Source organism: Streptomyces flaveolus (assembly GCF_044765825.1).
Classification (GTDB): Bacteria; Actinomycetota; Actinomycetes; order Streptomycetales; family Streptomycetaceae; genus Streptomyces; species Streptomyces flaveolus.
Window position 1 is genome coordinate 202,003 of sequence record NZ_JBIWKU010000011.1, and the last position, 12,530, is coordinate 214,532.

Annotated in this window: 12 protein-coding genes; 4 read left to right on the forward strand and 8 right to left on the reverse strand. The window is 72.4% G+C overall.

What is annotated here, in order from left to right; genetic code table 11:
• Positions 1–11 precede the first annotated feature (11 nt).
• From ACIRG6_RS29550 to ACIRG6_RS29570, 5 genes are all read right to left on the reverse strand, one after another.
• Entirely contained in the window at positions 12–419 is a 408-nt protein-coding gene (locus ACIRG6_RS29550) for a VOC family protein (RefSeq protein WP_350719490.1), read from the reverse strand.
• A gap of 125 nt (positions 420–544) precedes the next feature.
• Positions 545–2,023, reverse strand: a complete 1,479-nt coding sequence (locus ACIRG6_RS29555; protein WP_364680380.1) for a hypothetical protein — start codon at positions 2,021–2,023, stop codon at positions 545–547.
• Positions 2,005–2,772 carry an ABC transporter ATP-binding protein gene (locus tag ACIRG6_RS29560; protein ID WP_364680378.1) on the reverse strand — a complete coding sequence of 256 codons (768 nt, stop codon included), beginning with the start codon at positions 2,770–2,772 and terminating at the stop codon, positions 2,005–2,007. The genes ACIRG6_RS29555 and ACIRG6_RS29560 overlap by 19 nt, the downstream gene beginning before the upstream one ends.
• Before the next feature lie 206 nt (positions 2,773–2,978).
• The gene (locus tag ACIRG6_RS29565; RefSeq protein ID WP_364680375.1) at positions 2,979–4,352 is read right to left on the reverse strand and encodes an aspartate aminotransferase family protein; all 1,374 of its coding nucleotides are present in this window, start codon (positions 4,350–4,352) and stop codon (positions 2,979–2,981) included.
• A gap of 2 nt (positions 4,353–4,354) precedes the next feature.
• A complete protein-coding gene (locus ACIRG6_RS29570) occupies positions 4,355–4,870 on the reverse strand; it encodes an Lrp/AsnC family transcriptional regulator (protein ID WP_359395553.1) in 516 nt (171 codons plus the stop codon).
• Positions 4,871–5,070: 200 nt separating this feature from the next.
• On the opposite strand from ACIRG6_RS29570, the gene ACIRG6_RS29575 reads away from it, so the two are divergent.
• The 3 genes from ACIRG6_RS29575 to ACIRG6_RS29585 all read left to right on the forward strand — a co-directional run bounded on the left by ACIRG6_RS29575 (position 5,071) and on the right by ACIRG6_RS29585 (position 8,431).
• Positions 5,071–6,510, forward strand: a complete 1,440-nt coding sequence (locus ACIRG6_RS29575) for a gamma-aminobutyraldehyde dehydrogenase (RefSeq protein WP_403325018.1) — start codon at positions 5,071–5,073, stop codon at positions 6,508–6,510.
• A 159-nt stretch (positions 6,511–6,669) separates the two neighbouring features.
• Complete coding sequence (locus ACIRG6_RS29580; protein ID WP_364821138.1) at positions 6,670–7,860, forward strand: polyamine ABC transporter substrate-binding protein; 1,191 nt, start codon at positions 6,670–6,672, stop codon at positions 7,858–7,860.
• 13 nt (positions 7,861–7,873) lie between these two features.
• On the forward strand, positions 7,874–8,431 hold the full coding sequence (locus tag ACIRG6_RS29585) for an HXXEE domain-containing protein (protein ID WP_403325019.1): 558 nt from the start codon (positions 7,874–7,876) through the stop codon (positions 8,429–8,431).
• Here the strand turns inward: ACIRG6_RS29585 and ACIRG6_RS29590 are convergent, their stop codons facing one another.
• The gene (locus ACIRG6_RS29590; RefSeq protein ID WP_403325048.1) at positions 8,432–9,157 is read right to left on the reverse strand and encodes a glycerophosphodiester phosphodiesterase; all 726 of its coding nucleotides are present in this window, start codon (positions 9,155–9,157) and stop codon (positions 8,432–8,434) included.
• Positions 9,158–9,180: 23 nt separating this feature from the next.
• Entirely contained in the window at positions 9,181–10,242 is a 1,062-nt protein-coding gene (locus tag ACIRG6_RS29595; RefSeq protein ID WP_403325020.1) for an adenosine deaminase, read from the reverse strand.
• Positions 10,243–10,410: 168 nt separating this feature from the next.
• Between ACIRG6_RS29595 and ACIRG6_RS29600 the strand changes: the two genes are divergently transcribed.
• Positions 10,411–11,511, forward strand: coding sequence for a hypothetical protein (locus ACIRG6_RS29600; protein ID WP_403325021.1), 1,101 nt, complete (start codon positions 10,411–10,413; stop codon positions 11,509–11,511).
• A 206-nt stretch (positions 11,512–11,717) separates the two neighbouring features.
• Here ACIRG6_RS29600 and ACIRG6_RS29605 read toward each other — a convergent pair whose 3' ends face one another.
• Positions 11,718–12,320, reverse strand: a complete 603-nt coding sequence (locus ACIRG6_RS29605; protein ID WP_403325022.1) for an NADAR family protein — start codon at positions 12,318–12,320, stop codon at positions 11,718–11,720.
• Positions 12,321–12,530: the final 210 nt, after the last annotated feature.

The following is a 12,530-nucleotide window of genomic DNA, read 5'->3' on the forward strand; positions in this document are numbered from 1 at the left end:
CCGCGTCCGGATCAGCCCTCGACGACCGCCGGGTCCATCCACGCGACCTCCCAGGTGTGACCGTCGAGGTCGTCGAAGGCCCGGCCGTACATGAAGCCGTGGTCCTGGGTCTCGCCGGAGATCGAACCGCCCGCGGCGACCGCCTTGTCCACCAGTTCGTCGACCTTCTCGCGGCTCTCCGCGCTCAGCGCGATCAGCACCTCGCTGGCCTTCGTCGAGTCCACGATCTCCTTCTTCGTGAACTGCGCGTACTTCTCCCGGGTCATCAGCATCGCGATGATCGTGTCGCTGATCACGACCGAGGCGGCGGTCTCGTCGCTGAACTGGGCGTTGATCGTGTAGCCGAGCTCCGTGAAGAACTTCTTCGAGGCGTCGAGGTCGTTCGTCGCCAGGTTCACGAAGATCATCTGCTGGTACATGGGGGCCTCTCCCGTCGGTGCCGTGCTCGTGTCGTGCCGTGCTGGTGTCGTGCCGTTCGCAGGGTTAGACGGGAGGGCGGCGCGGAAATCATCGGCGGTCCCCGGGAAATCTCGCGGGATGTTTTTCAGCGGGCCAGGGGCAGCGCGGCCAGGGCCGCGACGAGGAGGGTCAGCGGGCCGAAGACGGCGAGCAGCACGGTGGCCCGTACGGCGGCGGCGGCGCGCAGCGTCGACCGGGGCGCACCCAGCCGCAGCAGGGCGTCGATGGTGTCGGCGCGGGTGTGCTTGGCCTCGACGGCCGCGGTGAGCAGGGTGGCCACGGTGGCGCCCGCCACGACCAGGGCGCCGAGGGTGCCCAGGGGGTGGGACGCCGGCCCGTCCCCGCCGTACAGCGTCACCGCCGCGTAGAGCGCGGACGTCACGGCGCAGACGACGCCCAGGGGACGGCCGATGCGGCTCGACTCCTCCATGAGGACGCGGCCGGCGAGCAGGCGCAGGGCGCCGGGGCGGGCGGCCTGCAGGAGGCGGCCGCAGAGGTGGGTGAGGCCGGGGCCGGCGAGGGCGAGGCCGAGGGCGGTCAGGGTCCAGCCGAGGAGGATGCCGGCGGAGGGGGTGGGGTGGGAGGTGGCCGCGTTGCGGGTGTAGGCCTCGACGGCGAGGCCTGCGGTGAGGAGGGCGATGCCCCAAGGGAGGGTGGTGGTGCTGCTCTGGCGGCGGGGGGTGTCCGGCGTGCGGGGCTGGGCGTCCGCTTGGGCCGAGGGCTGGGAGGCGCTTGCCGGCGCGTGCAAGGTGCCTCCCCCGGCGGGGGTGCCCCCGGCGCCCACCCGCGCCGCCCCGGCGGCACGACTGCCCGCAGGCTGTGCAGGCTCGGTGGCGTGGCTGCCCCCGGGGGCCGTGGCGAGGGCGCCGGCGAGTTCGGCGGTGCGGACGTCGGCGGAGGTGGCGGCCGCGGCGGTGGTGTCGGTCGTGGTCGGTCTCGGGGCCCAGCGGGCGCCGAAGCGGCCGTAGGTGCCGAAGGTCTCGCGCGCCGCGCCCCAGCCGTACGCGCCGAAGCGGCCGTAACCGCGGGTGCCCGTGGCGCGGGCGGGCCGCGCCTCCCGGGGACGCAGGGACAGGGCCACCGCGGCGGACGCGGTCGCCGGGAGCAGCGTCAGGAGGGTCACGGCCGCCGGGAAGGGCAGGGGCAGGCCTGCCGCGAGGGAGTCGGCCGCGGCGCCGTCGAAGGGCCTGGCGGTCAGGTCGCCGCGCAGGTGGAGGAAGGCGAGCAGGGCCACCAGCGAGCCGAGTGCTCCGGCCAGGGCCGTGGTCGTCGCGGAGACGGCCATCAGCCGGCCGGGGCCGAGGCCGATCGCCGACAGGCCGGGGCGGGGCCGGGCGCCCGGGTCGGTACGGGCCACGGCGACGGCGAAGTACACGGTGGCGGCGAGGGGGGCCGCGCACCAGGCCAGGCGGAGGGCGGAGGCGCCGGGCGTGCCCGGGTGGCCGATGGCGTGGCCGAGGGCGCACAGCAGCAGGAAGCCCGTGCCCGCCGAGAACGCCGCGACGAGCAGGCGGCGCAGCTGGACGGCGAACCGGGCGCGGCGGGTCAGACGGAGAGCGAGCACGCTGCCCGGCCTTCCGTCGCGGCGCCTCCGGAGGCCACCGTGGTGTCGGACACCGGCGGCAGGTGCACGGTCTTGACCCGCCGGCCGTCGAGCAGTGAGACCGTGCGGTCGGCGAGCGCGGCGGTCTGCGCGTCGTGCGTGGCGAGGACGACGGTGATGCTGTGGGAGCGGGCCGCCGTGGTCAGCGTCCGCAGCACATGGGCGCGGTCGGCCCGGTGCAGGGGCGCCGTCGGCTCGTCGGCGAACAGGACCGAGGGGGCGACGGCGAGCGCGCGGGCGATGCAGACACGCTGCCGTTCGGCCTGCTGGAGTTCGTGCGGGCGCCGGCGGGACGCGCCGCCGACGTCGAGGCGCTCCAGCCACTCCACGGCGGTCGTCTTGGCCCGGCGCCGGCCGGTGCCGCGCAGCATCAGGGGCAGGGCGGTGTTCTCCCAGACGCTGAGTTCCGGGACGAGCACGGGGGAGGGGTCGATCCAGGCGAAGCGGTCGCGGCGCAGCCGTTCGCGGCCGATCGGGCCCATGGTGTGCACCGGCACGCTGTTGAACCAGACCTCGCCCTCCTGCACCCGCAACAGCCCGGACAGACAGCGCAGCAGCGTCGTCTTGCCGCTGCCGCGCGGGCCGCTGACGGCGAGGATCTCGCCCTCCCGGACGCCGAGCGAGACGCCCCGCAGCGCGGGAGAGCCGTCATGGTGCTGGAAGTGCAGGGCGCGTGCCCAGAGCACGTCGTTGTCCGGCGGAGCCTCCATGGGCGTACACCTCGGTTCTGATCCGTTTTCCCCGTCGTTCCCCCGTCCGGGTGAACGAAGGCGGGGCCGATCGGTCACGAGGCACCGTAGGCAGTCACCGGGGCGCGGCCGGACAGCACACGGCCCCGGGCCGCCGTTTCTCACTCGAACGGACGGCACCGGGGCCGGTGATGATCATCCAGAAGGATGATCGGAGCGCCGCGGGATCAGAGCTTGGTCCACGCCTCCGTCAGGGTGGCGCGCAGGATCTGCTCGATCTCGTCGAAGGTCTCCTGGTTGGAGATCAGCGGCGGGGCGAGCTGGATGACCGGGTCGCCGCGGTCGTCGGCACGGCAGTACAGGCCGTTGTCGAAGAGCGCCTTCGACAGGAAGCCGTACAGGATCCGCTCGGTCTCCTCGTCGTTGAACGACTCCTTGGTGTGCTTGTCCTTCACCAGCTCGATGCCGTAGAAGAAGCCGTTGCCGCGGACGTCGCCGACGATCGGCAGGTCGAGCAGCTTCTCCAGGGTGGCGCGGAAGTTGCCCTCGTTGTCGAGGACGTGCTGGTTGAGGCCCTCGCGCTCGAACAGGTCGAGGTTGGCGATGCCGACCGCGGCGGAGACCGGGTGGCCACCGAAGGTGTAGCCGTGCAGGAAGGTGTTGTCACCCTTGTAGAACGGCTCGGCCAGCCGGTCGGAGATGATGCAGGCGCCGATCGGGGAGTAGCCCGAGGTCATGCCCTTGGCGCAGGTGATCATGTCCGGGACGTAGCCGAACTTGTCGCAGGCGAACGTCGTGCCGAGGCGGCCGAAGGCGCAGATGACCTCGTCCGAGACGAGCAGCACGTCGTACTGGTCGCAGATCTCGCGCACGCGCTGGAAGTAGCCGGGCGGGGGCGGGAAGCAGCCGCCGGCGTTCTGCACGGGCTCGAGGAAGACGGCCGCGACCGTCTCCGGGCCCTCGAACAGGATCTGCTGCTCGATCTGGTCGGCGGCCCAGCGGCCGAAGGCCTCGGGGTCGTCGCCGAAGAGCGGGGCGCGGTAGATGTTGGTGTTCGGCACCTTGTGCGCGCCGGGCACGAGCGGCTCGAAGGGGGCCTTCAGGCCGGGCAGACCGGTGATGGACAGGGCGCCCTGCGGGGTGCCGTGGTAGGCGACCGCGCGGGAGATGACCTTGTACTTGGTCGGCTTGCCGATCAGCTTGAAGTACTGCTTGGCCAGCTTCCAGGCGGTCTCGACCGCCTCGCCGCCGCCCGTGGTGAAGAAGACCTTGTTGAGGTCGCCGGGGGCCTCGTTCGCCAGGCGCTCGGCCAGCTCGACGGCCTTGGGGTGGGCGTAGGACCACACGGGGAAGAAGGCGAGCTCCTGCGCCTGCTTCATGGCGGTCTCGGCCAGCTCCTGGCGGCCGTGTCCGGCCTGGACGACGAACAGGCCGGCGAGGCCGTCGAGGTAGCGCCTGCCCTTGTCGTCGTAGATGTGGGTGCCCTCACCGCGGACGATGGTGGGGACGGGGGCGTTCTCGTACGACGACATGCGGGTGAAGTGCATCCACAGGTGGTCGTAGGCGGTCCTGCTGAGGTCCTTGGGGCTGTCGGTGCTCACGATTATCGGGTTCCCCACATATAGGTCTGCTTCTTGAGCTTGAGGTAGACGAAGCTCTCGGTGGAGCGCACTCCGGGGATGGCCCGGATGCGTCGGTTGATGACCTCGAGGAGGTGGTCGTCGTCCTCGCAGACGACCTCCACCATCAGGTCGAAGGAGCCCGCGGTCATCACCACGTACTCGCATTCCGGCATGGCCGCCAGCGCGTCGGCGGCGGACTCCACGTCGCCCTCGACGTTGACTCCGACCATCGCCTGCCGGCGGAAGCCCACGGTGAGCGGGTCCGTGACGGCGACGATCTGCATCACGCCCTGGTCGAGCAGCTTCTGGACGCGCTGGCGCACGGCCGCCTCGGACAGGCCGACGGCCTTGCCGATCGCGGCGTACGGCCTGCGGCCGTCCTCCTGGAGCTGTTCGATGATGGCGAGGGAGACGGCGTCCAACTGGGGTCCGCCGTTCCTGGACTCGCGGGAGTCCTTCGGGTCTGCGCTTCGACTGGCCACGACTTCACTGTGCACGACGTATCGACAGTTTTGCAAGGCCGGATCGATGAAATTCGTTGTCTGAGTGCTTCGAGTGTGCGGATTTCGCAATACGGGGGGCGCCGGGGGTGTTGAAAACGTCGGGTCTCCGTCTAGGGTGGGTGTCTCAGTGTTTGGACATCGGCAAGGTCCGAACCGAGAGACCCGAAGTAGACACCGAACTTGGAGGGCCGGCAGTGAGCACCGAGCTGCGTCGTCTGCGCAACTACATCGACGGTGAGTTCCGGGACGCCGCCGACGGACGGACCACCGAGGTGGTCAACCCCGCAACGGGCGAGGCCTACGCGACCGCCCCCCTGTCCGGGCAGGCGGACGTGGACGCCGCCATGGCGGCCGCCGCCGCGGCCTTCCCGGCCTGGCGGGACACCACCCCGGCCGAGCGGCAGAAGGCCCTCCTCAAGATCGCGGACGCGTTCGAGGAGCGGGCCGAGGAACTGATCGCGGCGGAGGTGGAGAACACGGGCAAGCCCATCGGACTGACCCGCTCCGAAGAGATCCCGCCGATGGTCGACCAGATCCGCTTCTTCGCGGGCGCGGCCCGGATGCTGGAGGGCCGCTCGGCCGGCGAGTACATGGAGGGCCTGACCTCCATGATCCGCCGCGAGCCGATCGGCGTCTGCGCGCAGGTCGCGCCGTGGAACTACCCGATGATGATGGCCGTGTGGAAGTTCGCCCCGGCGCTCGCCGCGGGCAACACGGTCGTCCTCAAGCCCTCGGACACCACCCCCGCCTCCACGGCCCTGATGGCCGACATCATCGGCTCGATCGTGCCCAAGGGCGTCTTCAACGTCGTCTGCGGCGACCGCGACACCGGCCGTCTGATGGTCGAGCACGAGACCCCGGCAATGGCCTCCATCACCGGCTCCGTGCGGGCCGGCATGTCGGTCGCCGAGTCCGCCTCCAAGGACCTCAAGCGGGTCCACCTGGAGCTGGGCGGCAAGGCCCCGGTCGTGGTCTTCGAGGACACCGACATCGCCAAGGCCGTCGCGGGCATCTCGGAGGCGGGCTACTTCAACGCCGGTCAGGACTGCACCGCGGCCACCCGCGTGCTGGTGCACGAGTCGATCCACGACGAGTTCGTCAGCGCCCTCGCCAAGGCCGCCGCCGAGATCAAGACCGGGCAGCCGGACGACGAGGACGTCGCGTTCGGGCCGCTCAACAACCCCAACCAGCTCAAGCAGGTCGCCGGGTTCATCGAGCGCCTGCCCGCCCACGCCAAGGTCGAGGCCGGCGGTCACCAGGTCGGCGACAAGGGCTACTTCTACGCCCCGACCGTCGTCTCGGGCCTCAAGCAGGACGACGAGATCGTCCAGAACGAGGTCTTCGGCCCGGTCATCACCGTCCAGTCCTTCCGCGACGAGGACCAGGCCGTGGAGTGGGCCAACGGCGTCGAGTACGCGCTGGCCTCCTCCGTGTGGACCAAGGACCACGGCCGCGCCATGCGGATGTCCAAGAAGCTCGACTTCGGCTGTGTGTGGATCAACACCCACATCCCGCTGGTCGCCGAGATGCCCCACGGCGGCTTCAAGAAGTCCGGCTACGGCAAGGACCTGTCGGGCTACGGCTTCGAGGACTACACGCGGATCAAGCACGTGATGACGTCGCTGGACGGCTGACGGACCCGGCCCGCGCGCGGCCCCGGACGGGAACCCCCGTCCGGGGCCGCGGTGCGTCGACCGTGAACTCCCCCCGCTCGACAGGGTGTCGGGCCTGGACCGCGGCGCTCGACGCAGCGTCGATTGTCCCTGCGGCGGCGGGCGCGGCAAGCTGCGGCCATGCCCCTCCTGACGAAGACGCCCTCGTTCTCCCGCCGGAACCTGCTGCGCGGCCTGGGCGGCTCCGCCGTGTCCGTCGCCCTGGCGGGCTGCGGCGTCCCGGCCGCGTACGTCGCTCCGGGTGACCGCGCAGCGGCCGACCGGTCCGCCTCCGAACGGCGGCTCACCTGGGCGAACTGGCCGCTCTACATCGACACCGACGACGAGCACCCGAGCCGGCGGCCCACGCTCGAGGCGTTCGAGAAGCGGACGGGGATCTCCGTCGATTACATCGAGGAGATCAACGACAACGACGAGTTCTTCGGCAAGATCAGCCCCTCCCTGATGAACCACCAGCCCACCGACCGCGATCTGATCGTCATCAGCGACTGGATGTGCGGCCGGTTCGTCCGGCTCGGCTGGGTGCAGGAGATGGACCGCTCCCGTCAGCCGAACGTCGCCAAGTACCTGGATCCGCTGCTGCGTTCGCCCGCCTTCGACCCGGGCCGGAAGTTCACCGTGCCCTGGCAGTCGGGCATCACCGGCATCGCCTACAACCGCCGCAGGCTCGGCAGGGAGATCCGCCATGTGTCCGACCTGTGGGCCGACGACCTCAAGGGCCGGGTGACCCTGCTCTCCGGGCTCGACGAGGCGTTCGCGCTGCTGATGCTCGGCAACGGCGTGGACATCACCGACTGGACCGCGGACGACTTCCACACGGTCTGCGACCAGGTGGAGAAGCAGGTCGGCAGGGGCCAGATCCGCCGCTTCACCGGCAACGACTACATCAAGGACCTCTCCAGCGGCGACGTCCTGGCCTGCCAGGCCTACTCCGGTGACGTGATCCAGCTCCAGGCGGACGACCCGGACATCGAGTTCGTCGTCCCCGAGGAGGGCGCCGAACTGTGGGCGGAGTCCCTCATGATCCCGAACCTGGCCGGTCACAAGGCCAACGCCGAGCGGCTGATCGACTACTACTACCAGCCCGAGGTCGCCGCCGGACTGGCCGCCTGGGTCAACTACGTCTGCCCGGTCCCCGCCGCGCGGGACGTGCTCGCCTCCAGCGACGACGAGGAGACCGCCGCCCTGGCCGAGGACCCGCTGATCTTCCCCGACGCGGCGATGCGCGAACGGCTGGCGATCGCCGCGGACATCCCGGCGGGGCAGCGCGCGGAGTTCGCGAAGCGGTGGAACGGGATCGTGGGCGTGTAGCAGACTGACCGGCGTGGTCAATTCATCGAGTGAGGAAAAAGTCGGGGGTGCGGTCACGCTGGGGCTGCTGGCCGCCTGGGCCCTGCACGACGCCGAGGAACTGGCGGCCGTGCCCGGCTGGTGGCGGCGCACCCTGCCCGCGCTGCGCGAGCGGTACCCGGCCGTGCCGGAGACCGTGTGGCGGCGGGCCGCGTCGGTCGAACCCCGGGAGTTCGCGGTCGCGGTGGGGGCGATGGCCGTGATCGTGGCCGCCGCGTCCACCGCCGGACGGCTGACCGGCGGCCGGTCGGCCGCGTACCAGACCGCGCTCAACGCCTTCGGCCTGCACGGTCTGGTCCACCTCGCGCAGGCGGGGCTCGTCCGCGGATACACGCCCGGGGCCGCGACCTCCCCCCTGCTCGTGGTGCCGTACACGCTCTGGGCCCGCCATCGGCTGCGCCGGGCGGGTGTCCTGCGCCGTACGCGCCCGCGCGACCTCGCCCTGGGGCTCGGCCTCGCGGGCGCGGCGACCGTCGTGTCGCACACCGTGGCGCGACGGGTCGTCCGGGGCGCTCGAGCCCGACCGCGATGACTACGAACGAGGAGACGTGTTCCGGACCGCCCCTACGGGGCGGCCTCCTGCGCGCAGGGCGCGCAGGGCGTCGACGCGGTTGGTCGTGATCGAGTCGACGCCCAGGGCCAGCAGGCGCCGCATGGAACGGCGGGTGTCGGGCGTCCACACGGACAGCAGGTACCCGCCGTCGTGCACGCGCTCGGCCAGCGCCCGGTCCACCAGCCCGAACCGGTAGTTGAGCCACCGCGGCCGGACCGCCGCCAGCAGCGCGGGCCGGGGCGGCGCGGCCGTCGTCCAGGTCAGCGCGATCTCGGCGGCCGGGTCGGCGGCGCGCACGGCGAGCATCGCGGCGGGCCCCGCGCAGTAGTAGACGCGGTCGTCCGCACCGCACTCGCGCACGGCGTCCACCACCCGGCGTGCCGCGCGCACGTCGGGCGCGCCCGGCAGGTCGAGCATCACCCGGCTGCCGGCGCAGGCGGTCAGCGCCTCCGCGAGGGTCGGCACCCGGCCCTCCGTCAGGTCGTTCACCTCCCGCGCAGTCAGTGAGCGCAGCGGCCGGTCCCGCTCCCACAGCCGTTTCAGCGTCTCGTCGTGCAGGAGCACGGGCACGCCGTCCCGGGTGAGGCGGACGTCGACCTCCACCGCGTCCGCGCCGCGGGCCAGGGCGGAGCGCAGGGAGGCGATCGTGTTCTCGCGGAAGCGGTAGGGGTCGCCGCGGTGGGCCACGGCGGTCACGTCACGCAGGGGATTCACGGTGAGGAGCCGTCTCAGGAGGCGAGCCAGGAGGAGGTGTACGTGTCGATCTCGTCCCGCAGCCGGACCTTGCCGGGCCCGTCCAGGAAGGACGCCTCGACGCCGTTCTTCGCCAGGTCGGCGAGCCCCCGCTCGTCGAGGCCGAGGAGCCGGGCGGCGACGGCGTACTCGTTGTTGAGGTCGGTGCCGAACATCGGCGGGTCGTCGGAGTTGATCGTCACCAGGACACCGGCGCGCGTGAACTCCTTGATCGGGTGCTCGTCCAGGGTGCGCACCGCGCGCGTGGCGATGTTCGAGGTCGGGCACACCTCGAGCGGGAACCGGTGCTCGGCGAGGTGCTCCAGCAGCTTCGGGTCCTGCGCGGAGCTGGTGCCGTGCCCGATGCGTTCGGCGCGCAGGTCGGTGAGCGCGTCCCACACCGTCTGCGGGCCGGTCGTCTCGCCCGCGTGCGGCACCGAGCGCAGCCCGGCGGCGATGGCACGGTCGAAGTACGGCTTGAACTGCGGCCGGGGAACGCCGATCTCGGGTCCGCCGAGACCGAAGGAGACCAGTCCCTCGGGGCGCAGCCGGTCGTCGGTGGCGAGCCGCGTCGTCTCCTCGGCGGACTCCAGGCCGGCCTCGCCGGGGATGTCGAAGCACCAGCGCAGCACGGTCCCGAACTCGGCCTCGGCCGCCTTGCGGGCGTCCTCGATCGCGTCCATGAACGCGCCCTCGTCGATACCGCGCCGGGTGGAGGAGAAGGGGGTGATGGTCAGCTCGGCGTAGCGCACCTGCTGGCGGGCCATGTCCCGGGCCACCTCGTACGTCAGCAGCCGTACGTCCTCCGGGGTGCGGATCAGGTCGACGACGGACAGGTACACGTCGATGAAGTGCGCGAAGTCCGTGAACGTGAAGTAGTCGGCCAGGGCCTCGGGGTCGGTGGGGACCTTGGAGTCGGGGTGGCGCGCGGCCAGCTCCGAGACGATGCGCGGGGAGGCGGAGCCGACGTGGTGGACGTGCAGTTCGGCCTTGGGCAGTCCGGCGATGAAGGCGTGCAGGTCGCGCGGGACGTCGGGGTCGACGAGGTGCTCGGTCAAGGGGTTCCTCCCCGGAACGGCGTCCCGGTGCCGCCCTTGGTGCGGACGGGTCCCGTGGGACGCGGGTGATCGGCTGATCGGTGACTCGGGATCATCGTAGGCCGGGGCCGTGCGGGCCGGGGACGGGCCGTAGCATGACGGGACGTTCGAACAGAGGGGATCCCGCGCATGTCCGACGACGCGCAGCCGCCGCGAGCCGACGCGCAGGCGCCGGAAGCCGCGGGGAACGAGCCCGCGCCCCGGCCGGACCCGCCGGGTGCGGGTGGTTCCGGCGGCACCTGGGCCGGGCCGGCCGGCGGGGGAGACGACGTCATCGCGGACGCGGTCCCCGGAGTCGGTCTCGACAAGCCGGACCGCTCGGCGGGGAGCGACGGCCGGTCGGCGCCCGTGGGACAGGCCGCCGACGCGGGCCCGGGGGCGGAGCCGTGGGCGCCGCCCGCGGACGTCGCCGCACCCGGCGGCCCCGGAGAGACCCTCGGGGCGAACGGACCGGCGCCGTGGTCGGCCCCGTCCGTCCACGACCAGCGGACGGTCACGTCCATGCCGGCCGTGGGCATGCAGCCTCCGCCGTGGGTGAACCCCGGGGTCGCGACACCGGCGGACGGCACGACGGGCCCCTCCATGCCGCCGGGTGCGACGGCTCCTGCGAGCGGCGTCGACCCCGTCGCGGCGCCGGGTGCGACGGCCTATCCGAGCAGCGGCGATCCTTTCGCGCCGCCGGGTGCGACGCCTCCTGCGAGTGGGGCCGATCCTTTCGCGGCGCCGGGTGCGACGGACCCTGCGAGCACCGCCAATCCCTTCGCGCCGCCCGGGGCGGCCGCGCCGGTGAGTGGTGCGGCGGGCCCCTTCGCGGCCCCGGCACCGCCGTATCCCGGTCAGGACCAGGCCGTTCCCCCGCCGCCCATCGCCCCCGACGGCCCCGGCCAGGTGCCCTACGGCTATCCCGGCGGCCATGGCTACCCCGGCCAGGGCGGTTACGGCGGCCCCCAGCCGCAGGGTTACTACGGCTGGCCCGGCATGGCGCCGATGCCGAGCAACGGGATGGGCACGGCCGGTCTCGTGCTGGGCATCGTCGCGGCCGCCGTCTTCTGCCTGTGGCCGCTCGCGATCGTCCTGGGCGTCCTGGGCGTCGTCTTCGGCGCGCTCGGCCGCGGCAAGGCCCGGTCGGGCGAGGCCACCAACCCGGGCCAGGCCCTGGCCGGCATTATCTGCGGAGCCGCCGGCATCGTGCTCGGTATCGGCTTCGGCGCTCTGGTGATCTTCACCTAGCGGTCGCCTCGACGTGTGCCCCGGCCGTGCGGGGTGCCTGGCGCTGGTGCGAGGAGGGTCGCGTGGCCCGGCGCTGACGGGGTGCCCTCCCCCACCGCACCCGTGCCGCCCCTGGGGGACCTCCCAGGCCGTTCAGGCACTGAGGGAGGCACGGCTGCCCGCAGCCGCGTCGGCCCTCACGCCCCCCACCGCGGCCGCGTCGGCCGTCACCTCCCCCGCAGCCGCCCCCGCGCCACCATGAGGGCGAACCCCAGCAGATTCTCCCCCCGCCACCGCTCCGGGTCCGTCGCCGCCTCGTCGTCCGCCGTCAGGCCGATGCCCCACACCCGGTCCACCGGGCTCGCCTCCACCAGCACGCGGTCGCCGGTGTTCAGCAGGAAGGCGCGCAGCGCGGGGTCCGAGGCGAACTTGTGCACGATGCCCACGACGACGATCCGGAAGCGCTCCCGCTCCCACACCGCCTCGTCGAAGGCGCGCACCAGCCGGCCCGCCTTCTTCGCCTCCGCCGGATGCCCCGCGGCCCGTACCCGCCGCTCCGCCTCCGCGTCCTCGAAGAGCCGCGCCTTGCCGGCCATCATCCAGTGCTCGGCGGTCGCGTACTCCACCCCGTCCACGGTGAAGGGCGACGGCCACCACTGGCTCAGACAGCTCGGCCCGATCCGGCCATCGGGCAGCGGCCGGTGCCCCCAGAAGCAGAGGTACTTGATCCTCGCGCCCGCCCGGGCCTCCCTGAGCAGCGCTTCTCTGCTGTCGATCATCTCCGCCGCCCCCGTGATCCTCTCCATGCACGCGAGTCTGGCACGCGCCACTGACACTCCGTCCGTCCTTTTCCGTGGCGACTCGACACCTGGTCGACAGATTCCGTCGCGTAACCAAATGGCAACAACGGAATCACTTGTTGGGTGCCTGGTGCTCTGCCAGGATCGGCACTCACATCGAGCCTGAGCCACGCCGGCCCCGTCATGGGGACTCCCGTCGCGGGCCTTCCTGACGCGAGGACCTGTCGCGGGGACATCGAG

Coding starts and splice junctions, on each gene's coding strand:
- ACIRG6_RS29550 (WP_350719490.1), bottom strand. CDS start 419: ATGTACCAGCAGATGATCTTCGTGAACCTGGCGACGAACGACCTCGAC.
- ACIRG6_RS29560 (WP_364680378.1), bottom strand. CDS start 2,772: ATGGAGGCTCCGCCGGACAACGACGTGCTCTGGGCACGCGCCCTGCAC.
- ACIRG6_RS29580 (WP_364821138.1), top strand. CDS start 6,670: ATGCCCCTCCTGACGAAGACGCCCTCGTTCTCCCGCCGGAACCTGCTG.
- ACIRG6_RS29600 (WP_403325021.1), top strand. CDS start 10,411: ATGTCCGACGACGCGCAGCCGCCGCGAGCCGACGCGCAGGCGCCGGAA.